Here is a 22,199-nt window from a genome sequence, read left to right on the forward strand (position 1 = left end):
CGCAGACAAGGACGACCCATGTTCCGCATCACCGTGAACCTCATGCGCAAAACCGCCCGCATGCTCATCCCCGCGGGCGTCGCCGTGCTCATCGGCACCGCGTTCATCGCCTCCACGTTCCTGTTCGGCAACGCCATGAACGACTCCCTCACCCGCCAGCAGACCGCCATCTACGCCGGCGCGGACGCGATGGTCCTGACCGACTTGCCCGAACACCCCACCGACAAGCAGGCCGACGAAGCATACTCGCGCACCGTGGTCGACTACCATCTCGACCGCATACGCGCCATCGAAGGCGTCGAAGGCGCGCGCGCCGTCACCGCCGCCGCCATCGCACTGTCCAACGGCGCCCGCCACGCCACCGGCTATGCCATCGGCACGGGCGAGACGAGCCTGCTGCCCGTGACCGTCACACACGGCGACCGGCCCGTCGGCGGTCATGGGATCGCCCTGCCCGAACGCATCGCCGAACAGCTCGGCCTGCGCGTGGGCGACACGGTGCGGGTCTCCCCACGTTCGAACACCGCCGGAAACACCGCCGGAAGCCAGGCCCCCGCCGACGGCGTCGAAGCGCGCGTGACGGGCCTCACCGCCGACCCCAACGGCGCCTACGCGTACGACGGCGGCGTCTCCATCCTCTCCGACGACCTCATGGCCGCCGTCAACGGCGTCGCCGACTTCGGCCAGGTCAACGCCGCCTCCGTCTACCTCGACCTCGACGCCCACGCCGACACGGCCGCCATCACGCTCCTCCTTCCCCGATACAGCCGGCTCGTGGACCGCGACGAAGCCGACCGGCTCGCCGTGGAATCCCTCAGCACCAACGGCACCAGCGTCGTCACCACGTTCCTCATGAGCTTCGGCGTGCTCGCCCTGCTCGTCGCCGCGCTCGTCATCGCCAACACGTTCCAGGTGCTCGTCGCCCAACGCCGGCGCACACTCGCCCTGCTGCGCACCATCGGCGCCGATCGCCGCCAGCTGTACGCCTCCGTCCTCTGCGAAGCCGGGATCCTCGGCCTCGTCGCATCCCTGCTCGGCGTCACGCTCGGCATCGGACTCATGGCACTGCTGTGCGCCACCGGCGTCATGAAGACCACCGGCGCGCCCCTGCGCCTCATCGTCACCTGGCCCGCCATCGCCGTCCCCGTCGCCTTCGGCATGATCATGACCGTCGTCGCCTCCCTCGGCCCCGCACGCGCCGCCACCGCAGTCACCCCGCTCGAAGCGCTGCGCCCCGTAGAACCGGCCGAAACCACCCGCCGCGGGCGTGCGCGCGCCATCCTCTCCGCCCTCATGCTCGCCAGCGGCATCGCGCTATGCGCGTTCGGCGTATGGCAGACGCACCTGTCCGTCATCGGCCGCGCATCCCTCGCCGACGACCATTACCCCGCCGTCCTGCTCGCCGCCATGGGCGGATGCGCGCTCACGTTCACCGCGCTCGTCGTCTCCGCCGTCCACTGGATGCCCGCCCTCATGCGCGGCGCCGGCGCGCTCGCCGCCACGACCGGCCCCAGCGCCGCCATCGCCCACGCCAACATCCAGAAGAATCCGCGCAGGGTCGCCGCCACCGGCGCCGCCCTCCTCATCGGCGTCACGCTCGTCTCCGCCATCGCCACCGGCGCCGCCAGCGCCAAAACCACCATGGCCGACGCACTCGCCACCCGCTACAGCGTCGACATGATCGCCACCGGCACCGGCATGACCGAAGAGCAGAGCCGGCAGGTGCGCCGCGTCAAAGGCGTCGGCCGCGTCCTCGACGCGCCGACCGCCCTGCGCCACGTCACCGACGACCAAGGCCACGGCATCGACGTCCTCATCGTCGGCATCCCCAGCCTCCACGATCTCGCGAAGGTCATGCACGCCGACCTGACCGGCGTCACCCTGACCGACCGCGACATCCTCATGCCCCGGCAGAGCCTCGGCGGCACCGTCATCGACTTCGACCGCACCCACACGGCCGACCTCGCCGCCGCCACGGACGGCACCGACACCGCTGCGGCCACGGGCGCGTCCGGACCGGGCCTCACCGTCGTCCAAGCCGACTACCGGCGCGTCTCCTCCGTCTACGACGCCGTCGCCTTCGTCACCGCCGGTCACTTCACTGACGGCGACCTGACCGAACAGGGGCGCATCCTTTTCATGACCGCCGACCCGGACGCCAACCCCAACGGCGTCGGCGGCGTCATCGACGGGGTCCGCGAAGCCCTGAACGCCACCCCCGACGCCAACGTCACCGGACCCATCGCCGAACGCGACATGTGGGACACCAGCATCGACGCCATGATGGCCCTGCTCGTCGGACTCATCGCCGTCGCCGTGCTCATCGCCCTCATCGGCGTGGCCAACACGCTCAGCCTGTCCGTCATCGAACGCGTCCGCGAATCCGCCACCCTGCGCGCCATCGGCATGACCCGCGGCCAGCTGCGCCGATCCCTCGCCGTCGAAGCGCTCCTGCTGTCGCTCGTCTCCGGCGTGGCCGGCGTGCTTCTCGGCACCCTGTTCGGCTGGCTCGGCTCCACCATGGTGTTCAGCCTCTACGGCACCGTCGCCATGCCCTTCGCATGGAAGACCAACGGCATCGTCCTCGCCGTCTCCGCGCTCGCCGCCCTCCTGGCCAGCCTTCTGCCCGCGCGCCGTGCCGCGAACACGCCGCCCGTCGAAGCGCTCGCCGAAGCCTGACGGAGAACCGGGCTCACACCAGCCGGTTGTCGTAGGCGAACACCACCGCCTGCACGCGGTCGCGCGCGTTGATCTTGGCGAGGATGTGCGCCACATGCGTCTTCACCGTCGGCAGGGATATGAACAGCTTGTCGGCGATCTCCTGATTGCTCAGGCCGTGCGCGACTTCCACCAGCACCTCGCGTTCGCGGTCGGTGAGCAGCTCCAGCTCCGGATCGGTGTAGCCCGGTCCGTCGGGCCGGCCGCCGGCCGCGACGCGTGACGCGGACCGTGCATCATCCCCCGCCACGCGCCCCTCGGCATACCCGTCGTTCATCATCTGCTCGATGAGCCGTTTCGTCGCGGACGGCGCGATGACCGCATCCCCGCGGAACACGGTGCGGATCGAATCGAGCAGCGTCTCCGGTTCCGCGTCCTTCAACAGGAATCCGGAGGCGCCGGCATCAATCGCCGCCATCACGTACTCGTCCAAATCGAACGTCGTGAGGATGATCACGCGCGTCGCATGCGCCCGCGGAGTCTCGCCGTCGGCGGCGTCGGACGTGCCGGAGCCTGCCGCGGCATCGGCGTCACCGGTGACGGCACCGGCGCCGACGATCCGCCGCGTGGCCTCGATGCCGTCCATGCCGGGCATGCGCACGTCCATCAGCACCACATCGGGGTGCAGCCGTTCGGCCAACGCCACGGCGCGGCCGCCGTCGCCGGCCTGCCCGACCACATCTATGTCCGGCTGCGAGCCGATGACCATGGCGAACCCGGCCCGCACCAGCTCCTGATCGTCGGCGATGACCACTCGAATCCTGTCGCTTCCACTCATACCGAACCACCCTACCCGGTGTCCGGCATCCGATGGACGTCGCCGCACCCTGATTCCTCCCTGAGTCAATCCCGGATCCGACCGTCCGCCTGTCCGCCCGAATGCCTGCCCAACTGGTCATCCAACGATGCCGCCGGGGCGAGCGGCGCCTCCGCTCCGGCATGCTCGTGCGTCGCATCGCTGAACCCGGTCTCGCGCAGCACGGCGAGCAACCCGCGCATGTGCGCCAGCGCCTCACGCCCCTGCGCGCCGATGCCGGAGAACAATGCGGCGATGCGTTCCGGCGACGGCGCGGGCGTCCCGTCGAGCATCGCCAGTCCCTCGTCGGCGCAATCGATGACCGTGCCGAGCGTCGCCGCGACCTCGGAACGCATGGCGGCGCCGATGCGATCGCGCTCCACATTCGCCGCGAGCACCTTCCGCCGATCCTCCTCGGCACGCAACGCCTCCTCGCGCTGTCGCAGCACCAACACGTCGGTCCCGCTCGAACGACGCCATTCGGCCATCGCCATGCACGCCACGCACAGCAGCATCACCACGCCGCCGACCGGCAGCCCGCCGAGCGCCACATCCCATGCCGGCCCGCCGCCATCGCCATGCAGCAGCGCCCGGATGAGCGAATCACAGCCGGCACGACCCGCCATGACGCGGGCCCCGAACAGCCACGAATCGAACGCGACGCACCCCAACACCCAACGCCAGGCCCCATCTCGCCCGTACAGCACCGCCGAATACACCGACGCCAACGCGAACACGTTCACGGCAAGCGTCGAGGGCGCGAACAGCAGTTCCACGGCGGACATGACGGCCATCGCCAGGGCGGCCGACTCCGGGAAGCGGCGGCGCAACGCGTACGGCGCGAGCAGGGCGGCCGTCGCCGCGACGGCGACCGCGCGCCTCGCCGGCAGCGGTGCGAACGCGGCGGAGGCCAGGCCCGAATCGTTGAACGTCGCGGTGCGGAACACGAGCGTCAGCAGCGCCGCGGCCAACGTGTCCATGAACAGGTAGTGCCGTTCGGTCCACCATGCCAGCCGCGCGATGCGCGTCCCGCCCGACGCGTCGGCGGGAGCATTGCCGCCGGCGCCCACATCGATGCCGGACAGGCGGGAGCGCAGCGACGCCAGACCGGCGTGCAGCTTTGACAGGGCCGCCGGATTGACGTCGTCGGGCCTCGCGGAATCGACGGAGCCGACGGAGCCCACGCGGTCGGAACGGGCGGGACGGGCGGGACGGTCGGGGGAAGAGCGGCGGTCGGGCCGCAGCGGAACCGTCGCGACGACCATGAACCCGCCGGCGGGCGCCGGCCCGGCCTCGACGGCGCCTCCCGCGGCGACGATGCGCTCGCGCATGCCGACCAGCCCATATCCTGGCGTATGGCCGTCGACGGTGGAAGCCGCCCCCACGCCGTCATCGCGGATAACGACTTTCAACGCGTCCGGCCTCCAGGTCTCATTCATCGTCACGCGCGCGCCGTCGCCCGCATGCCTGCGTACGTTGGACAGCGATTCCTGCACGAGGCGGAACACGGCGGTGTCCGCATCGGGGGAGAGGCGATCCGGACGCGCATCGCCGCACACGTGACGCGCGACCGGCGGACGGCCGTCGAACAGGTCGGGGATGCCCGCGTATCCGGTGCCGGCCGATCCGCCGAACACGTCGAACAGCCGGTGCATGTCGTGTTGGGCGTGCGCCGCCTCGCGGCGAATCGTCGTCATCGTGCGTTTCGCCACGGCAAGATCGTGCGCACCGGCGTACCGTCCTCCATCCGACTGGATGATGATCGTCGACAGGGTGTGCGCCACCACGTCGTGCATGTCCCGGGCGATACGCGCGCGCTCGGCCAACCGCGCGATACGCGTCTCCTCGGCCTCCCGCGCGGCGATCGACGCATTGCGTTCGCGAATCGCGTTGAGCGTGGCCAGCCGTGCGCGCTGCCAGAACGCCATGACGATCGCGCTGACGAGGCACGCCGCCACGAACAGGGACATGAGTCCCGCGTCGATCGCGATCCTGCCGGCGCAGCTCGCCGATTGCGCGCCGAACACGCCGCTGGTCGCCGAACGGCACGCCGGCGTGGACGGTGCCGTCGGCGGCCAGGCGGCCGGATCTCCTGCCCCGTCGAGCAACGGTCCCAGATTGAACGCCAGCGACCAGGCAAGGGAGGCGACCGCACCCATTGCGAACGCGGCGATGACGAAACGCGGGGCGTGACGCGGATCGCCGTACAGCAATGCCGAATACAGCATCAGCAGGGAGACGAGATCCGTGTACGTGACCGTCGGGCCGAACATGAGTTGGGCCGCGCACAGCGCGACGAACAGCCATGCGGCCGCCTCGGGCTGACGTCGGCGCAGCGCCACCGGCACGAGGACGACGGTCGACCATAGATACATGGAGCGCAGGGTCGCGGGAAACACCAACCCCGGAACGGTGCTCGGATCGGTGCTGGCCGTCAGCCACAGGGAGAACACCTCCACGGCACATGCGAGCAGCACATCCACGACCAGCATGTGCGAGCGGCCCCACGCCGCGATCCGTCCCATTACGACACCCATACGCTCAAGGCTATCGCGTCCGTGATTCCCCGCAATCATGCTCGAGGATGAGCCGGGATGGAAGGTGCGCGACTGGATACGTGGGATGCATGGTCGTCGAGGCGCGATCTGCATGGTTCAGGGGCGAACCTGTACGGTTCGGGAGACTACCTGTATGGTGTGGCAACTGTCGTGTATGGTTCGAGGGCGAACCTGTAGGTTTTTCGGTCGAACCTGCATGGTGTGGTGCCGAAGAAATCGGTCGCGGCGGTGGCGACGATTACGCGGAACCGCGGAAAATGGCCGATATGGCATCGAGCGGCATCGGAGAATCCGGCCGTCTACCCGAGGGAGGCATGCAGATAGGGGCTCCGATCCTACAGCAATGGTGACGAACCATGCAGGTTGCGCTCCCAACCATGCACAAGTGACCGGAAACCATGCAGGAACGGTGTCGAACCATACACGAACGATATCGGCAGCGTCGAGGGACACCAGACGTCGTATGATGCCGCAAGCGGAAAAGCGCACCGCCGGAATGCCGTCTGAATGTCGTCCGACCGTTGTCCGCCCGCACACGTGGAATGAGAGAAGGAATTCCGCCGGGCCATTCCGGGTGCGGCGGACATCGGAAAGGACGCTTGCACATGACGCTGCTCGACGAATACTATGTGCCCGGACTGCACATCGAAGACCATGCCATCGACGTGCCGCTCGACTGGACCGGCCACGAACCCGGCAAAGGCTTCGGCGGGGAGAGCATCAGACTCTTCTACCGCGTCGTCACCACGCCCGAACACATCCACGACGACCTGCCGCTGCTCGTCTTCCTGCAAGGCGGCCCCGGCGGCGCCGGCCCGCGCCTGCTGAACCCGACGAGCGACGGGTGGATCGAAGAGGCCACGAAGCACTTCCGTGTCATCCTGCCCGACCAGCGCGGCACCGGCCGCTCCAACCGCGTCGACACGCACACGATGGCGCGCATCGCCGCCGCGCATGACGGCGACGGAGCCGGATCCGCGGCAGCCGCCGCACGCGAACAGGCCGACTACCTCAAGAAGTTCCTCGCCGACTCCATCGTGCGCGACTTCGAACACCTGCGCCGCACCGCATTCGGAGGACGCGCATGGGTGACATTGGGCCAGAGCTACGGCGGATTCCTCACCCTCACCTACCTGTCCCTCTACCCGCAGGGCGTGACCGCGAGCTTCACCACCGGCGGCATCCCGCACGTGCCCGCCGACGCCACCGAAGTCTACGAACACACATTCCCGCGCATGGCGCGCAAGACCCGGCGGTTCTACGAACGCTACCCGCAGGACCGCGAACGCGTCGCCGCGCTCGCCGACATGCTGCCCACCGTCGCCGACGTGCGCGACTTCACCGACCACCTCGCCGGCACCGTGCCGGAGACGATGTCCTCCGACGGCCTCGGACGCCGGCTCGGCATGATCGCCGGCATGGCCGCGTACGGCTTCCCGGTGCTGCCCAACGGCGACCCGCTGACCGTCGAACGACTGCAATGCCTCGGATCCGATTTCGGCATGAAGCCGAGCTTCGAACGCGTCCACTGGATCCTCGACGACGCGTTCGCCGACGGCGACGGCTCCACGCCATCGGCCGGCGGCGCGACGCTGTCCGACGAGTTCCTCGCCAAGGTGATGAACGCCACCTCGTCGCGCCCGCTCTACTGGCCGCTGCAGGAGTTCATCTACGCGAACGGCGAGCTCGACGCGCCGATCCGCTGGGCGGCGCAGCGCGTGCGCGACACGAAACCGGAATTCGGTGCGGGGGAGCGCCCGCTCACGTTCACCGGCGAGGCGATGTTCCCGTGGATGTTCGAGCAGGAGGCGGCGCTGCGTCCGTTCAGGGCGGCGATGGATGTGCTCATGGAGGACACACACTTCGGTGTGATCTACGACGAGGAGCAGCTCGCCCGCAACGAGGTGCCGCTGCAGGCCGCCGTCTACTTCGACGACATGTACGTCGATTCCGGCCTCCAGATCGACACGTTGTCGCGCGTCGGCAACAGCCACTACTGGACGACGAACGAGTTCGAGCATGACGGCCTGCACGGTCCGGTCGTGTTCCGTCGCCTGTGGGACGAGGCGCTGAACAGGGGGGACCTCGCGGAATTGTTCTGACCTTTCCCGAAACATCGGCGGCGCTATGATGGCGTGCGGATAGCACGGCACCTAGGGAAAGGCTACGGACGGATATGACCGATCTGAACGACATCACCATCGGATTCATCGGCTACGGCAACATGGCGCAGGCCATCGCGCGGGGACTCGTCGACGCGGGCGTCGTGCGCGGGGGCCAGATCGTCGCCTGCGCGGCCCATTGGGACAAGCTGGAGCGGACCACGACCGAACTCGGCGCGCGTCCGCTGCACAACGCGCTCGAGGTCGCCGTCGCGGCCGACGTGGTCGTCGTCGCCGTCAAGCCGTACCAGATCGAGGAGGTCGTGGGCCCGCTCACCAAGGAGCTCGCCAAGCCCGGCAGGATCGTCGTGTCCATCGCCGCCGGCTGGGATCTGGAGAAGTACCGGAACCTGTTCGCCGGCGGTGCTGATGGCGCGGATGGCGGGGCCGGGGCTGCGGACGGTGCGGACGTGCACGTCCAGTGCACGATTCCGAACACGCCGATGGCCGTCGGCAAGGGCGTGCTCGTCACCGAGACCGCGAACACGCTGACCGAGGAAGAGGCGGCGACGTTCGAGGCGCTGTTCTCGCCGATCAGCCTCATCGAACGCGTCGACACCGCGCATATGACCATCGCGATGGTCATCGCCGGGTGCGCCCCCGCGTTCACCGACATGTACATCGAGGCGCTCGGCGACGCCGGCGTCGAATACGGTCTGCAGCGCGCCACCGCCTACCGTCTCGCCGCGAAGATGGTCGAAGGCGTGGGCGCGCTCTACATGGCGACCGGCGACCATCCGGGCGTGATGAAGGATGCGGTCTGCTCGCCCGGCGGCACCACGATCCGCGGCGTCGCGAAACTGGAGAAGGACGGGTTCCGCGGCGCCGTCATCGACGGCGTCGACGCAATCATGGCGTAATGGGATTGGTCGGGGCGGCGGTTATTCCCCGAACAGCGGCGACATGCCTTCGGGCGTCGCCGCCCTGCGCCGTTTCGGGATGAGGCGCGCCTCGACGATCCATGCCCCGTCGGCCAGTCGGGCGCGCGCCTCGAACTCGCCCGACTCGAAGCCGCGGCGGTCGCCCCGGTTGATCTTGTACGCGGCCTTCAACGCCGCGGCGCGGTTCGCCGGCGTGGCGACGCGATGCCATCCGGGATTCGCGGTCAGCCATTTGGCCAGCTGCGGGCCATTGCGTTTCGTGCCCGTCACGGTGGCGCCGTCGATCAGGGGCGTCGGCGTGCCCGACCCGAGCAGCGCGAGCGCGTCGAGCCACGCGTGCGCCGCCTCCTCGTCGGGAAATTCGAAGATCACACGTACCGTATCCGCCATACCGTTCCACTGTAGTCGCGTGACGTGTCGGACGTCCGCCGATGCGTCACCTGCCGGCCTTGGTCCGTGCCCGATGCTCGTAATAATCGACGAGCGGGAGGAACAGTTCGTCGACCGTGGCGACGATGTCCGCTTCGGACAGGGGGCGCATGTCGCGCAGGATGATCGCGCGGCCGAGCTCCCCGGGCATGCGCAGCAGCGATTCCGGCAGCTCGCAGGTGATGTCGCCGCGCGCCCTCGCGTTCTCGACGGCCATCATGATGCTGGGATGGTCGCTCATCATCGTGCGCTCGTACAGGTCGTGCGCGTCCACGCCGAGCCAGTCGGCGTAGACGCCGAACTTGGCCAGCACCATCACCGCGTCGGACTGTCTGCTGTTGAGCTGCAGGAGGATCGAGATGACGTCGCCTCTGAGCGTGCCGGTGTCCGGACGTTCGATGGCGGCGTGACGGCGATGCCGCCTCACCGCGGCCACGAACAGTTCCGTGCGGTTCGGCCATCGGCGGTACAGCACCGGTTTGCTGGTGTGCGCTCTGGCGGCCACGTTGTCGAAGGTGAACTCTTCGGCGCTGCGCGTGGACAGTTGCTCCCACGCGGCCTCGAGAATGGCCGCTTCCAGGGCCTTGCCCCGTCGGCGCGTCTGTTTCGGTGCGTTGGTCGTTTCCGGTGATTCGTTCGCTTCCAGTGGTCCGTTCGCTTCCAGTGGTCCGTTCGCTTCCGTCGATTCGTTCGCTTCCATCGGTCCATCTCCGTTCGCGGCGCATGGGTGTCGTGTCTGATGATTGTTCGCCTTCCTTTCTACAAGATACCACGGCGTTTCTTATCTACCGGTGTCTATAATCACGTGTTGTTGTTAAGAAACGTATCGGTATCTTAAAGGGCTGGATGATGGATGAAACGGAAACGGGGAATCTGAGTCGTTCCCTGATCTGCCTGTGCTCGGCCGAGCTGGTGATGATGATCAACACCACCGCATTCAATGTAGCGCTGCCGGACATCGCCGAATCCCTCGGAGCGGGCATGGCAGAACAGCAGTGGATCGTCTCCAGCTACAATCTCGTGTTCGCCGCCGTGGTGCTGCTGGCCGGATTCCTCGGCGACCGGCTCGGCCACCTGAAGACCATGCTTGCGGGACTGATGATGTTCGTCGTCGCGTCCGCGATCGGTCTCGTGGCCGGGAACGTGCCGGTGCTGCTCGTCTCGCGGGCGATCATGGGCGCCGGCGCGGGCGTGGTCATCCCGATGGGGCAGGCGCTGCTCGGCATCCTGTTCCGAGGGCCCGGACTGTCCCGCGCCATGACCGCATGGGCGATAGCCGGCACCTTGGGCGTCCCGTTCGGCCCGCTCGTCGGGGGAGCGCTCACCGCGACGCTGGGATGGCGCGGCATCTTCGGATTCGACGGCGTGGTGTTCCTCGCCGTGATCGTGGTCATCCGCGTGAACGTGCCGCGGAGGGGAGCGTCGCATGGGCCGCGGTCGTTGCGTATGCCTTGGATGTCGGTTGCGATGATGTTCGCCGGATTCACCCTGTTCTCCGCCGGCCTGGTCAATGCGCAACATGGCATTCTATCCGTAGATGCCTGGATTCCGATGGTGGTCGGAGTCATGCTGACGACAGGGTTCGTGCTGCATGACCGCGCATCCCGCAACCCGCTGATGGAGCTCGGACTGATGAGGGATCGGGCGTTCGCCGCCTGCGCTCCCGCGTTGATGATGCTGAACTTCTCGATGTATGGCATCATCTTCATCATGCCGGCCTATCTGGAGACGGTGCTGCGCCACGGTGCGCTGGTCGGAGGAATGTTGTTGATGCCGCTGGTCGTCGCGTCCATCGTGGGGGCGCGGATGGATGACTGGGTCGTCTCCCGGATCGGTTCGCGAGGTGCGAGCCTGATGGCCTTGGGCTGTCTGGCCGCCGGCATGCTGACGATCGGCGACGCCATGTGGTGGCCCGGAGAAACGATGAGGCAATCGACGGCGATGATCGGCCAGACCGTGGCGGGATTCGGATTGGGCGTGGGCCAGCCGGCGATGCTGACCTGGGCCATGGGCCGGGTCCCGGTCGAGCGGTCCGGTGCCGGTTCCAGCCTGCTGACCGTGTTCCGCCAATTCGGATCCATCATCGGCGTGGGAATCTTCGGCAGCATACAGAGCGGACTGTATGCGGCGGGGTTCCGCGATCTCGCACGATCCGCCGGACTGGACCTGCGGTCCGTCGGCTCCGTGACATTGGACTTCCAGCAGGCGGCCGGATCCGCGGGGACTATGGGCGACCTGATGCGGCAGGTGGCCTCCCGCGCCTATGAATCCGCGATGACCGGCAGCTTCGCGGCGGCCGCCGCGGTGATCGGCGTCACTCTCGGAATCGTCGCGCTGATATCCCGCAGGGCGTCGCGGTGAGAGTCGGGCATCGGCGGATTCCGTCGGTGTTTCCCCGTTACAGGCATAGAATCGGCTGTATAGGTGGGGATTAGGCGTTGATGGATCTTACGTGCGCCCTTCTCCCGCCGGGTTCTTGCGGGCGCGGTATGTGTGGTCTAGTTGCATTTTCGCGAACAATATTCGACGACGACATCGCATAGAGGTGCGGCGCCCCACAATCCTATGGGGTTCTATATTCTTGAAGTCGTGCATTGACTTACCGCGTATTCTATCTTATAGTTTTTATCATTACGACGCATTTGATGCGGTAGGTGTTATCATGGATATGAAATATAGAAGTTTGGCAAGAGTGTTCCACGCCGACCGGTCGACCGACTCCTTCAGCAACCATGAGAAACTTGCCCGGCAGCGCCTTGAAGCCGACTCCACGTTCCGTACCGGCATCATCACGCCACTGGGCGAACTGTTCACCGCAACGCCACGCGAGACGTCCATGCTCACGGAGAAGATACTCCTCGCCGAACGGCGCATATCCCGGCTCTGGAACCAGATTCCGGGCGTCATGCACTGGGACTACATACGGCACGCCGTCAGTGAGGAACTGTTCGCCACCAACGAGATGGAAGGCGTGCGCAGCACCCGCAGAGAAATGCGTAACGCCGTGGAGGCCGCCGACAAAGCAATGAAGGACGGCGACGCTTCCAAAGCGCGGTTCAGCGAGTTCGCCAAACTGTATCTGAACCTCACCGACAAGGAAACCGCGCTGCCATCGGGAATCGCGGACATCCGCGGCATCTACGACAAGGTTGTGCTCGACGAGATCGACGACAAGGACATACCCGACGGCGAACTGTTCCGGAAAGACGACGTGGAGATACAGGGACCGCACGGTCTCGCGATCCACAACGGCGTCCGCGGCGAAAGCAATATCGGCGCGCTCCTCGCCGATATGATCCATCTTGCGACCTCCGACGAGATGCCCCGTCTGCAATCGGCCATCATGTCGCATTTCCTGTTCGAATACATCCATCCGTTCTACGACGGCAACGGCCGGACCGGCAGGTATCTTCTGGCCCTGTACCTGAACCACGATCTGACCGTGCCCACGGTACTGTCCCTGTCCAGGACCATAGCCTACAACAAGAATGCCTACTACAAGGCGTTCACCGAAGCCGAGGATAAGCTGAACTGCGGCGAGCTGACGTTCTTCGTGAACACCATCCTCGGATTCGTCAGGAAGGCCCAGGACGAGCTGATCGACGAACTCGAGGTCAGAGTCGACCGGCTCGACAAGGGCGGCGCGGTCTGTGAACGGCTCGAACGGGAGTGGAACCTGTCCTCGAAGGCGTCTTCGATCCTATACGGCGTGATTCAAGAGGAGCTGTTCGATTCGTCCAAGTCTATGTCGCTGGATGACGCCGCCAGCCAGATCGGACTATCCAGGCAGAGCGCGAGGAAATACGTGGGAGAGCTTCTGGAAACCGGACTCGTGACCCGGTCCGGGAAACGCCCGTTGAGGATACGGGTGTCGGAATCGGTGAGAAGCGTCCTCTCGCCGGGGACGGAGGATTCCGTCGAAGAGCGGTAGTCGAACCCCGGCCGTCTCCTCCGAAGGCGACCGCCCCTCCGATACTCCGGAACTTTTGGAATCGCTAAGGTTTCAAAGGTTCCGGAGTATACGGTAATCATTTCTTGTACGCTGGAGAGCCTGAGCTCGACGCCATCGCTTTACGCCATCACGCCGAAACCAGTTCGCCGTGGGCGGCGTATTCGTATGAATGTTCGTACAAATATGTGGGAGAGATGTCGATATCGCCGTCGCGCCAAGTCAGAATCCCATGATCGATATGGAAATCCTCGAACGTCTTCTCATCCCGCAGCGGGTCGAAGGCGGGGACATCGTCGTACATTTCGGTGAAATCGCACAGGCGCGTCTCGCCCGTGGAGAACGTCACCAGCATGATGTGATCATCCGTGACGCGGGCCGACCGGACTTCCAACTCCCGGGCGGGTTCATCCGCATACAGGATGCCGTTTATCTCGAACATGACGGGTCCCCTTCCTCACGAAAGCGGCTTGATACGGTCGAACGGACGTCCGGACACGGCCTCGTTCCACGCCTTGTACAGCTCATCCTCATGCAGCACCAGCCATGCGGCCACCAGCTTGTACTGCTTGGCGGGAAGGGAGCCGGCCAACAGCTCGCCGTCGATGCCGATGGACGCCTTGAAGTCGCCGTAGTACACATGGACATGCGGCTTGTGGTGCTCGCTCTCGTCCTGATACATCATGCGGATGATGATTCCAAAGAACCGACTCAACTCGGCATGCCGCACCTTCCATCCGATATCCCATACGGGGGAAGACGATAGTTCGAGTATATTCCAATCAAGTGCACCGGCATCGTGCTTGACGGCGACATCCAATTTCGCCAACACCGAATCGAAGACAGCCTCGTCTCTCAAAGCGATGGCGTCGTCCAAAATAAGTGAGGGCCTTGGAATCACTGGAATTCCAAGGCCCTCGACGCTGCGCGTCATTCGACAACTACTTGGACACGTTGAGCTTGAACTCGACCGACTTGCCGTACAGTCTTAAGGGCGCATAAACGATGTCACAAGTAGACGCACGCCCGCCAGCCATCCCAAGCGTCACAGCAAACCTAGAACCCGCATGAGCTGGCGTCCGATATTCGCCATGGCCCTATCGTCGACCACGCCGACTTTGTATCCCAGCAGTTTGCGGTCGACGGTGACGATTTTGTCCGTCATCACGTAACTCACCTTGTTCAGGCCGTTCTCCGGACTCGGCTCCAATCGAACCCGCGTGTCGATGTCGGAGGAATCGTATGAGGTCAGCAGGCAGGTGATGACGGAGTCGAACCGGTCGACGACGTCGTTCTGCACGATGACGACCGGTCGAGGTTTACTGGCGTAGCCGTCGGCCTGCAACGCCCAGATCTCACCTCGCTTCATCGGACATCCTCAAGGCGAGGCGGCTGGCGTATTCAGTGGCCTCCCGTTCGGACGCAAACGGCTCCACGTCATTCCGCGGCAACCGCACCTCATAGGGGAACCCGCGGTAATCGTTGAATGCAACGATGAACATGCGCAGGGCATCGGCCGGAGTGGTGCCCAACTGTCGGGTGGTCTCCTTGAACAACGCCGCTTGCTCATCATCAACACGCGTGGCAATCTGTATGCTCATAGCCACTCCTTATTACTATTCACTATCTTTTTGCACCGCTATTATATCAAATTATAGACACGGGCCTTGGAATCACTGGAATTCCAAGGCCCTCGATGTTATGAAGCAATCACTTCTTAGACGTTGGAGAGAGCTTGGGCTCGACCTTTTCGCCTCACTGTGGCAGAAAACGGACCGTGTTCGGTACGGCGGTTCGGAACGGAGGGAATCGCGTCAGCCGCCGAAAGGCGGGTCTCATTCCCGTTGCGCGAGCTTGCCGATGATGCGGGCCGAGACCTCGGTGACGGATTCCCGGCTGTACGGCCCTTCGGCCGCGAGCGTACGCATGGCGTACATCGCTCCTCCGATGATGAAGGTAAGGAGGATGTCCTCTTGCTCGGTGGTGTCTTCCGTCAGATAGAACTGCCGTAGATGTCGTTCTATCTTGTCGTACAGCACGTCCTGCCTGCCGCGGAACAGTATGTCTATGGCGTCTTTTCTCGTGTTCATGGCCGCCGGCACGTTTCCGAGGAAGACCAAAGGATCGGTGAGCAGCTTGTCCTTGTACTGAAACGCCTCGAAGCATTCATCAAGGACCATGTCCTCAAGTTGGTCCGACAGGTCGAACACGTCGGTGTAGTGATGATAGAACGTCGACTTGTTGATCAGTGCTTCCACGCAGATGTCGCGCACCCTGACCCGCTCCAGCGGTTGGGTTCGCCGCAATGTCAGGAAGGCCTCGCGGATCGCCTTCCTGGTTTTGACGATACGTAGATCCTCCGCCATGCATGGTCCCTTCGTTTCCGTATCCATATGGGCGATGTCGATAAGCGACATTTTCGTTCATCGGTCGCATATGCTCGCCTGCGGCGATTTCCGTCGGTTGAAGATATGCGACTTTGGTTGCTAAATAAACATTAGACCAATAACCAACCACGGTCAAATTGCAGCGGTACGGACGAAATCAGCGCCGGACCACCGACGGAAAGGAACCTGTTCTTATGGGATTGACCCGAAAACAACGCATTACGGTCAACGTGCTGTTGACGGGCACGGTGCTCGCCATTCTCGACCTGTCGTTTCTGTCTCCGGCGTTGCCATCCATCATGGAAGACTTCAGCATCGACGCGACCACGGCCCAGTGGCTGTCGAGCGCGTATTCGCTGGTCGAAGCGTTGATCATCCCACTGTCGGCATACCTGCTTGGACGTTTTTCGACCAAGCACCTGTTCGTCGCCGCGATGAGCATATTCTCCGCAGGAAGCCTGCTGGCCGCGTGGGGTCCGAATTTCGGAGTCGTGCTCGTCGGCCGCGTCTGCCAAGCGGCATGTACAGGAATTCTGCTGCCCATGGTGATGACCGAGATCGTACTCATCTTTCCTCGCGAACGACGCGGGACGGCCATGGGCCTGATCGGCTTATTGGTGGGATTCGCACCGGCGATAGGTCCGACGGTGTCCGGCCTGTTGATCGATTCCGTCGGCTGGCATGCGCTGTTCCTGATCGTCGGCGCACTCGGCATCATCATTCTCTGCGTCTCAATGGTGGTGCTTGAGACCAAGGAGACGGCCACTCGGACGCCGTTCGACGCCTTGTCCGTGGCATTGTCGTCGATCGGGCTGCTGTGCATACTGTACGGCTTGTCGACGTTCGCATCGACCGGCAATACGGTCACCGTCGTCTTCCTCATCGTGATCGGCGCCGCTCTCATCGCGTTGTTCGTCGTTCGCCAGTGCAAGCTCGACCAACCCATGCTTGACATGCGCGTATTCCGTTCCCGCAGGTTCTCCAGTTCCGTCGTCGTCATCGCACTCACACAAGGCGTGTATCTCGGCATCGGCACCGTGCTGCCCCTGTTCGTTCAGATCGTCAGAGGCGAATCCGCCGTGATGAGCGGACTCGTCGTGTTGCCCGGCGCTCTGCTCAGCGCGGCGATGGCGCTGGTATCCGGCAAACTGTACGACCGGTTCGGCGTGCATGTCCCGGCTCGGGCGGGCAGCGTGTGCGCCCTCGCCGGCATCGCGCTGCTTGCAACGATGCCGATGGACGCCGGCATGCCGGTCGTCGCCATCGCATACGCCCTTTGCTCGATAGGCGTGCAGCTGATCATCACGCCCTGCAACACATGGGGCATCAATTCGTTGAGCAATACTCTCGTGCGCCATGCGAACGCCGCCGCCCAGACCTCAAACCAGATCAGCAATTCCTTCATGGTCGCGCTGATCATATCGTTCTCCGCGCTATCCTCCGTGATCGCGCCCACGGCCACGGAACTTGAAGCGGCATATTACGGCGACAAAATCGCATTCATCGCCGCCGCGGCGATCCTGCTGGCACTGGCGGCATTCATCGCGATCTTCATACGCGACCGCGAAACCGACACCATCGTCGGATAGGAAATACCCGGCCCATCGTCCAAAAGGACATGCCGGCCGAATCGCATCATCTGTCCTCCATTACAAGTCCCATCACGGAAAGGAACATCATGACCGATACCACCAACAGCAGCGCACCGTTGCTTGACGTCAACGGGAGCGACATCCTGTTCAAACCGGCGAATCCACTGGACAAGGCCAAGCCTCCGATTCCGCCGCTGGAAACGCGAACCGTCCTCTACAGGAAGGGAAGCGTCAACGCCAAGGGAGCCATGAGGCTGCCGATCGACATCGAATGCCTGGAGGATATCCCGATCGAGCTGCGCGACGGCACGGTCATCTACGGTGACCTATGGCGCAGGCAGGGCGACACCTGCACCCCGGTCATTCTCGTCTATTCGCTCTACAGCAAGCGCGGAGGCCCGTTCAACGCCAACTACGATGTGACCAGCACCGGGTTCCCCAAGGATCAGGTATCCGGTCTGCAACGTTTCGAGTCTCCCGACCCGGCCTACTGGTGCAGGTATGGATATGCGATCTGCGTGGTGGACGAGCGGGGCATCGGCCACTCCGGCGGCGACATGTACTTCATGGGCACTCAGGCCGGACGAGACGTGCATGACACCATCGAATACATCGCGGGCCAAGACTGGTGCACCGGCAAGGTGTGCATGATGGGCAATTCACAGCTCGCCATGATCCAATGGGCCGCCGCCGCAGCAAAGCCGGCTCATCTGGCCGCAATCGCCCCGTGGGAGGGCCTTACCGACGAATACCGCGACGTGGTATGCCGAGGAGGCATCCCCAACGGCACGTTCCATGACATCGACATCGTCGGCTTCCTGTACGGGCAGAGCCGATTCGAGGATGTGACCGGCATGCTCGAACAGCACCCGCTCGTGGATGACTATTGGACCGACAAGATCCCCGATCTCGAACATGTCACCGTCCCCGCCTATGTGGTGGCCAGCTGGACGCATCCGATCCATACCCGCAGCACACTCTCCGGATTCAAACGACTCGGGTCGACGGACAAATGGCTGCGCATCCACGACACCCATGAATGGGGCGACCTCGACACCCGGGAGAACTGCGACGACCTGCGTCGCTTCTTCGACCACTATCTCAAGGGCATCGACAACGGGTGGGAGCGGGCGCCGCGCGTACGCTATTCGCGGCTTGACGTGGGAGCCAAACACAACCTGTTCTCCACGTCCGACGACTATCCCTGCGTGCGGACCGAAACGATGGCACTGTACCTGAACGCCTCGGACGGCACTATGAACGAGCAAAAGGCCGCACTGGAATCCAGCGCCGAATACGATGCCGTCAGTCGTGACATGAGCGCCGTCGCACGCTTCGAATACCGGATTCCCCGGGACATGGAAATCCACGGGCCGCTCAATGCCCGCCTATGGATGAGCACCGACGCCGGCGACGACATGGATCTGTTCGCCCAGCTGTACAAGAAGGACGCGAAGGGCAAAGTGCTGTACCACGTGGTCTTCCCCGGCTTGGAGAAGAAACTGCGCATGATGATAGCGCTCACGCCGAAAGGCAAGCAGCTTCCCGGCGGGCCGATCTACGTCGGTCCCAACGGCCGGCTGCGCGCCTCGCACCGCGAACTCGATACGAAACGATCGACGCCGACCGAACCATACATGACCTATACGAACCCGCAACCGGTCACCCCGTTCGTACCGGTGCAGATCGATCTGGGATTATGGCCGACCGATATGCTCCTGCATGAAGGAGAGACCCTGGTGCTGGAGATCGGAGGACATGCCTGCGGTCCGGTAGCCGAGGCCCGCGCCAGCGATGAAGCGCCGGACGCACAGCTGCCCACCGTCAATCAGGGCAGGCACACCGTGCATACGGGCGGCGTCTGCGACAGCGTCCTGCTCATGCCGATCGCAAAACCGTGATATCGAACCGAGAAGCTCCGCATGGCGAAATAACCGGGGGCCTTGGAATCGCTTGGATTCCAAGGCCCCCGGCACTATTCGTCAATCACTTGCTCACGTTAAACTTCAGATCGATGCTCCACATGCGCTGCACGCCCACGCCGAGCGACCGTTTCTCCGATTTCGTCAGATACAGGTCCCCGTCCGGGTTGCTGTACGAGAGCGATTCGGAGAAGCCGTTCGCGGTCTGCGTGCCCTGGGACACGCCCGCCTGGTCGGCGTTGAGCATGGCGCGTTTGACCATCTGGCAGGTGACGCGCCTCAACGTCGCCGGGGACGCCTGCGCCCACAGGGGGCAGTCGGTCATGATCTTGTCCGACGCGTCCTCCAGCAGCACGCCGGCCGTCACCCGCTCGTCCCGCGTCAACGGCCTCCATCGGGATTCGAGTTCGGAGACGAGCGCGAACGGCGGCGCCGGCGTGGGATTGTCGTCCGCCATGACGGCCTCCTTACTTGGGGGCGATCACGCCGGCCGCGCGCAATTGGGTGAGCAGCCCGTTGAACGCGGACGCCAGCGCCGCCGCGTCCGCGTCCGCCGCCACGTTCGGCACGGCCGCGCCCTGCTTCACGCCGCCCAGCGCGGTCGCCGTGGCGGCCGGCAGCGTGTACGCGGCAGGCAGCACGCCCTTCGCGAGCTTCGCCGCCGTGACCTGCCCGTCGCCGATCGCCGCCGTGTTCACGGCGCCGGCCGCGAGCATGTCCGAGGTGATGGAACCATCGGCCGGCGTGGAGCCGGCCGTCAGGTCGACGGGATTGCCGTCCGCGTCGACGAACACGGCTTCGGCGACGCCGTCATAGGGGGCGATGCGGTCGGCCGCGTCGGCGGCCGGGATCGCGTGAATCTTGAACGTCATGGTCATCGCCTCACTTGGTGAGCAGGACGAAGCGGTTGATGTCGCGCACGCGGAAGCCGAACTCCATCTCGATGCGCACGGCGAACATGTTCTGCTCCCACAGGTTCACGGGCTGGCCGTCGATGGTGATGGTCGACTGGTCGCTGATGGAGGTCTGGATGCCTTCGGGGGTGCCCCATGCGGCGGACGCGAATTCTCCGGCCACGCCCACGATCTCCGGGGTCGCGGTCTCGCCCGTGCCGGCGGGCACGTGCACGCCCTTGCTGATGTAGGTGCGGTTGCCGAGCACGGTGTTCACGTCGGATTCGCCCATGCTGCCGAGGAACAGGGGACGGCCGTTGTTGTCGGTCGCCTGGCGCAGGATCGAGCGGCCCTGCGGGCTCAGGGCCCAGCCGTCCACGGTTCCGTCGGCGGCGGTGACCTTGTCGTCCGCGTCGTTCAGGCTCTTCCACACGGTCTTGCCGAGCTGCACCTGCGGGGCGGAGGCGAGCGTGTCGAAGTCCGCGCCCGGAGTCGTGCCCAGCCCCATGATGGTCTGGTCGATCTTGCGGGCGATCGCGGAGGGGCCCTTGGCGACGACCTGCGCGTACAGGGCCTCGAAGTCGCGGCGGAACTGGTTGGAGAACGGCATGATGACCGCGATGGTGTACGGCACCATGTCCTTCTTGGAGAAGCCGACGCCGCTCTTCGGCTTGACGGCGCCCTCGGCGACCCAGTCGGCTTCCGGGTCACCGGTGATGATGGGCACGCGCACGCCCTTGCCGGGGAGGTTGATCTGCGGGACGAGCTGCATAAACGCGCTCTGGTAGGTGGCAGTCTGCCAGATCTCCGCCTGGGTCTCCGGGGTCAGGTCGAGACCGCCGGATTGACGGTTCATAGTCGGATCGGCCATGATATGTTGCTCCTTTCGAGCTGGTTGTTTTCGATGATGGGGGTTAGTAGCCGGCTTTCGCCATGGCTTCGGCGAAGTCCTTGGCGTTGTCGCGCGGGATCTTCCCGGAGGCTTCGGTGCTGCGCGCCTGGTCGAGGCGGGCGTACGGGCGGAAGACCTGCATGAGCTTCTGCGCGTACGCGTCGATCTGCTCCTCGTCGTCGCCGACCATGAGGATGGTCGGGTCGGCGATGCCGTACTTCGCCGCCACGGTGGAACGGATGCCTGCAATCTTCTGCTCATGCTCGGCCTGCTCGACCTTGGCGCGCAGCTCGGCGGTCTCGGCCTTGGACTTCTCCAGTTCCGACTGGAGCGTGTCGGCTTCGCCGGCCCGGCGCTTCACATCGTCGTAGTCGGCGTGCTTCGCACGCTCCCGCGCCAAACGGTCCTTGACGATACGGTTCACATCGTCTTCGGAGTACGAACGCGACCGCTGCTCCGGCTCCTTGGGAGCGGGGGACGTGACGGTGTCGTCCTGATGCTCCTGTGCCTGCGACTGGTTGTCTGACTGGTCTTCTGCCATGGGATACGGCTCCTTGTGGTTAGGGGTTTCCGCGCTGACGTCGCGCGTGGACGGCCATTCTTGTTGTGATGCGCATGGCTGCGCCCACCCGCACGGGATGCGGGTGTGAAATCCGTGGAATATGAGAAAAGCCACTCGAATCGAGTGGCTTCATGCTGTCTTGATGCGGTCAGTCGAGCGGGACGATCTCGGTGCTGCGGTTCTGCAGGTATTCGTGGAATTCCTGGCTTTCCTCGCGGAACACGTCGTCCTCCTCCCGTAGGAGCGTGAACAAGGGGGTGATGGATGCGGGGTTGATTCCCTGTTCCATGATGGATTCGCAGCAGGTTTCGACCGCCATGCCCGGGCCGTCGTGGTCGAGCAGGTCTTGGGCGAGGTCGGCGTCATAGGAGTCGCCGTGCCGGCGCAGTAGGGAGATCATGGCGGCGGCGAGCTGTTCGTGATGCTGATAGGCGAGGCTTACCTGGTTGAACCCCATG

General features: G+C 64.7%; 20 protein-coding genes and 1 pseudogene. 7 read left to right on the top strand and 14 right to left on the bottom strand.

Going from position 1 to position 22,199, the window contains the following annotated elements:
• Positions 1–18: 18 nt before the first annotated feature.
• Complete coding sequence (locus tag Uis4E_RS09280; protein ID WP_101622882.1) at positions 19–2,679, top strand: ABC transporter permease; 2,661 nt, start codon at positions 19–21, stop codon at positions 2,677–2,679.
• A 13-nt stretch (positions 2,680–2,692) separates the two neighbouring features.
• Here the strand turns inward: Uis4E_RS09280 and Uis4E_RS09285 are convergent, their stop codons facing one another.
• Both Uis4E_RS09285 and Uis4E_RS09290 read right to left on the bottom strand, forming a co-directional pair.
• Positions 2,693–3,496, bottom strand: coding sequence for a response regulator (locus Uis4E_RS09285; protein ID WP_101622883.1), 804 nt, complete (start codon positions 3,494–3,496; stop codon positions 2,693–2,695).
• Between the two features lie 65 nt (positions 3,497–3,561).
• On the bottom strand, positions 3,562–6,039 hold the full coding sequence (locus Uis4E_RS09290; RefSeq protein WP_243394503.1) for a DUF7134 domain-containing protein: 2,478 nt from the start codon (positions 6,037–6,039) through the stop codon (positions 3,562–3,564).
• A gap of 638 nt (positions 6,040–6,677) precedes the next feature.
• On the opposite strand from Uis4E_RS09290, the gene Uis4E_RS09295 reads away from it, so the two are divergent.
• Positions 6,678–8,174: an alpha/beta fold hydrolase gene (locus tag Uis4E_RS09295; protein WP_101622884.1), complete on the top strand. Its 1,497-nt coding sequence runs from the start codon at positions 6,678–6,680 to the stop codon at positions 8,172–8,174.
• A 74-nt stretch (positions 8,175–8,248) separates the two neighbouring features.
• On the top strand, positions 8,249–9,094 hold the full coding sequence (gene proC / locus Uis4E_RS09300) for a pyrroline-5-carboxylate reductase (protein ID WP_101622885.1): 846 nt from the start codon (positions 8,249–8,251) through the stop codon (positions 9,092–9,094).
• Between the two features lie 21 nt (positions 9,095–9,115).
• On the opposite strand, the gene Uis4E_RS09305 is transcribed toward proC, so the two are convergent.
• Together Uis4E_RS09305 and Uis4E_RS09310 are read right to left on the bottom strand one after the other, a co-directional pair.
• Positions 9,116–9,505: a hypothetical protein gene (locus Uis4E_RS09305; protein ID WP_101622886.1), complete on the bottom strand. Its 390-nt coding sequence runs from the start codon at positions 9,503–9,505 to the stop codon at positions 9,116–9,118.
• A gap of 46 nt (positions 9,506–9,551) precedes the next feature.
• A complete protein-coding gene (locus tag Uis4E_RS09310; protein ID WP_101622887.1) occupies positions 9,552–10,244 on the bottom strand; it encodes a helix-turn-helix domain-containing protein in 693 nt (230 codons plus the stop codon).
• Between the two features lie 149 nt (positions 10,245–10,393).
• Here Uis4E_RS09310 and Uis4E_RS09315 point away from each other — a divergent pair, with 149 nt between their 5' ends.
• Positions 10,394–11,905, top strand: coding sequence for an MFS transporter (locus Uis4E_RS09315; RefSeq protein WP_165784939.1), 1,512 nt, complete (start codon positions 10,394–10,396; stop codon positions 11,903–11,905).
• A 301-nt stretch (positions 11,906–12,206) separates the two neighbouring features.
• Complete coding sequence (locus Uis4E_RS09320) at positions 12,207–13,475, top strand: Fic family protein (protein WP_101622889.1); 1,269 nt, start codon at positions 12,207–12,209, stop codon at positions 13,473–13,475.
• Between the two features lie 148 nt (positions 13,476–13,623).
• On the opposite strand, the gene Uis4E_RS09325 is transcribed toward Uis4E_RS09320, so the two are convergent.
• The 5 genes from Uis4E_RS09325 to Uis4E_RS09345 form a co-directional block, all read right to left on the bottom strand.
• On the bottom strand, positions 13,624–13,935 hold the full coding sequence (locus tag Uis4E_RS09325; protein WP_101622890.1) for a DUF2442 domain-containing protein: 312 nt from the start codon (positions 13,933–13,935) through the stop codon (positions 13,624–13,626).
• A 15-nt stretch (positions 13,936–13,950) separates the two neighbouring features.
• The gene (locus Uis4E_RS12080; protein ID WP_207764572.1) at positions 13,951–14,427 is read right to left on the bottom strand and encodes a DUF4160 domain-containing protein; all 477 of its coding nucleotides are present in this window, start codon (positions 14,425–14,427) and stop codon (positions 13,951–13,953) included.
• A gap of 111 nt (positions 14,428–14,538) precedes the next feature.
• Positions 14,539–14,862 carry a type II toxin-antitoxin system PemK/MazF family toxin gene (locus Uis4E_RS09335; protein WP_101622892.1) on the bottom strand — a complete coding sequence of 108 codons (324 nt, stop codon included), beginning with the start codon at positions 14,860–14,862 and terminating at the stop codon, positions 14,539–14,541.
• Complete coding sequence (locus Uis4E_RS09340) at positions 14,849–15,094, bottom strand: type II toxin-antitoxin system RelB/DinJ family antitoxin (RefSeq protein WP_101622893.1); 246 nt, start codon at positions 15,092–15,094, stop codon at positions 14,849–14,851. The genes Uis4E_RS09335 and Uis4E_RS09340 overlap by 14 nt, the downstream gene beginning before the upstream one ends.
• A 234-nt stretch (positions 15,095–15,328) precedes the next feature.
• On the bottom strand, positions 15,329–15,859 hold the full coding sequence (locus tag Uis4E_RS09345) for a TetR/AcrR family transcriptional regulator (protein WP_133125444.1): 531 nt from the start codon (positions 15,857–15,859) through the stop codon (positions 15,329–15,331).
• A 215-nt stretch (positions 15,860–16,074) separates the two neighbouring features.
• Here Uis4E_RS09345 and Uis4E_RS09350 point away from each other — a divergent pair, with 215 nt between their 5' ends.
• Complete coding sequence (locus tag Uis4E_RS09350) at positions 16,075–17,469, top strand: DHA2 family efflux MFS transporter permease subunit (RefSeq protein ID WP_101622895.1); 1,395 nt, start codon at positions 16,075–16,077, stop codon at positions 17,467–17,469.
• 89 nt (positions 17,470–17,558) lie between these two features.
• A complete protein-coding gene (locus tag Uis4E_RS09355) occupies positions 17,559–19,373 on the top strand; it encodes a CocE/NonD family hydrolase (RefSeq protein ID WP_165784940.1) in 1,815 nt (604 codons plus the stop codon).
• A gap of 85 nt (positions 19,374–19,458) precedes the next feature.
• Here the strand turns inward: Uis4E_RS09355 and Uis4E_RS09360 are convergent, their stop codons facing one another.
• The 5 genes and pseudogenes from Uis4E_RS09360 to Uis4E_RS09380 form a co-directional block, all read right to left on the bottom strand.
• Positions 19,459–19,851 carry a Gp19/Gp15/Gp42 family protein gene (locus Uis4E_RS09360; RefSeq protein ID WP_101622897.1) on the bottom strand — a complete coding sequence of 131 codons (393 nt, stop codon included), beginning with the start codon at positions 19,849–19,851 and terminating at the stop codon, positions 19,459–19,461.
• 10 nt (positions 19,852–19,861) lie between these two features.
• Entirely contained in the window at positions 19,862–20,266 is a 405-nt protein-coding gene (locus Uis4E_RS09365; RefSeq protein ID WP_133125445.1) for a head fiber protein, read from the bottom strand.
• 10 nt (positions 20,267–20,276) lie between these two features.
• Positions 20,277–21,185: pseudogene (locus Uis4E_RS09370) on the bottom strand (phage major capsid protein); the annotation flags it as partial.
• 16 nt (positions 21,186–21,201) lie between these two features.
• Positions 21,202–21,720 carry a capsid assembly scaffolding protein Gp46 family protein gene (locus Uis4E_RS12255; RefSeq protein ID WP_133125447.1) on the bottom strand — a complete coding sequence of 173 codons (519 nt, stop codon included), beginning with the start codon at positions 21,718–21,720 and terminating at the stop codon, positions 21,202–21,204.
• A 169-nt stretch (positions 21,721–21,889) separates the two neighbouring features.
• A complete protein-coding gene (locus Uis4E_RS09380; protein ID WP_101622901.1) occupies positions 21,890–22,198 on the bottom strand; it encodes a hypothetical protein in 309 nt (102 codons plus the stop codon).
• Position 22,199 lies beyond the last annotated feature (1 nt).

Source organism: Bifidobacterium parmae (assembly GCF_002860365.1).
GTDB classification, from domain to species: Bacteria; Actinomycetota; Actinomycetes; order Actinomycetales; family Bifidobacteriaceae; genus Bifidobacterium; species Bifidobacterium parmae.

Excerpts from the sequence above, each read along its gene's own strand:
- Uis4E_RS09365 (WP_133125445.1), bottom strand. The coding sequence starts at position 20,266 with ATGACGTTCAAGATTCACGCGATCCCGGCCGCCGACGCGGCCGACCGC.
- Uis4E_RS09345 (WP_133125444.1), bottom strand. The coding sequence starts at position 15,859 with ATGGCGGAGGATCTACGTATCGTCAAAACCAGGAAGGCGATCCGCGAG.
- Uis4E_RS12255 (WP_133125447.1), bottom strand. The coding sequence starts at position 21,720 with ATGGCAGAAGACCAGTCAGACAACCAGTCGCAGGCACAGGAGCATCAG.
- Uis4E_RS09335 (WP_101622892.1), bottom strand. The coding sequence starts at position 14,862 with ATGAAGCGAGGTGAGATCTGGGCGTTGCAGGCCGACGGCTACGCCAGT.
- Uis4E_RS09295 (WP_101622884.1), top strand. The coding sequence starts at position 6,678 with ATGACGCTGCTCGACGAATACTATGTGCCCGGACTGCACATCGAAGAC.
- Uis4E_RS09340 (WP_101622893.1), bottom strand. The coding sequence starts at position 15,094 with ATGAGCATACAGATTGCCACGCGTGTTGATGATGAGCAAGCGGCGTTG.
- Uis4E_RS09285 (WP_101622883.1), bottom strand. The coding sequence starts at position 3,496 with ATGAGTGGAAGCGACAGGATTCGAGTGGTCATCGCCGACGATCAGGAG.
- Uis4E_RS09355 (WP_165784940.1), top strand. The coding sequence starts at position 17,559 with ATGACCGATACCACCAACAGCAGCGCACCGTTGCTTGACGTCAACGGG.
- Uis4E_RS12080 (WP_207764572.1), bottom strand. The coding sequence starts at position 14,427 with ATGACGCGCAGCGTCGAGGGCCTTGGAATTCCAGTGATTCCAAGGCCC.
- Uis4E_RS09290 (WP_243394503.1), bottom strand. The coding sequence starts at position 6,039 with ATGGGACGGATCGCGGCGTGGGGCCGCTCGCACATGCTGGTCGTGGAT.
- Uis4E_RS09320 (WP_101622889.1), top strand. The coding sequence starts at position 12,207 with ATGGATATGAAATATAGAAGTTTGGCAAGAGTGTTCCACGCCGACCGG.
- Uis4E_RS09310 (WP_101622887.1), bottom strand. The coding sequence starts at position 10,244 with ATGGAAGCGAACGAATCGACGGAAGCGAACGGACCACTGGAAGCGAAC.
- proC (WP_101622885.1), top strand. The coding sequence starts at position 8,249 with ATGACCGATCTGAACGACATCACCATCGGATTCATCGGCTACGGCAAC.
- Uis4E_RS09350 (WP_101622895.1), top strand. The coding sequence starts at position 16,075 with ATGGGATTGACCCGAAAACAACGCATTACGGTCAACGTGCTGTTGACG.
- Uis4E_RS09315 (WP_165784939.1), top strand. The coding sequence starts at position 10,394 with ATGGATGAAACGGAAACGGGGAATCTGAGTCGTTCCCTGATCTGCCTG.
- Uis4E_RS09325 (WP_101622890.1), bottom strand. The coding sequence starts at position 13,935 with ATGTTCGAGATAAACGGCATCCTGTATGCGGATGAACCCGCCCGGGAG.
- Uis4E_RS09280 (WP_101622882.1), top strand. The coding sequence starts at position 19 with ATGTTCCGCATCACCGTGAACCTCATGCGCAAAACCGCCCGCATGCTC.
- Uis4E_RS09360 (WP_101622897.1), bottom strand. The coding sequence starts at position 19,851 with ATGGCGGACGACAATCCCACGCCGGCGCCGCCGTTCGCGCTCGTCTCC.
- Uis4E_RS09380 (WP_101622901.1), bottom strand. The coding sequence starts at position 22,198 with ATGGGGTTCAACCAGGTAAGCCTCGCCTATCAGCATCACGAACAGCTC.
- Uis4E_RS09305 (WP_101622886.1), bottom strand. The coding sequence starts at position 9,505 with ATGGCGGATACGGTACGTGTGATCTTCGAATTTCCCGACGAGGAGGCG.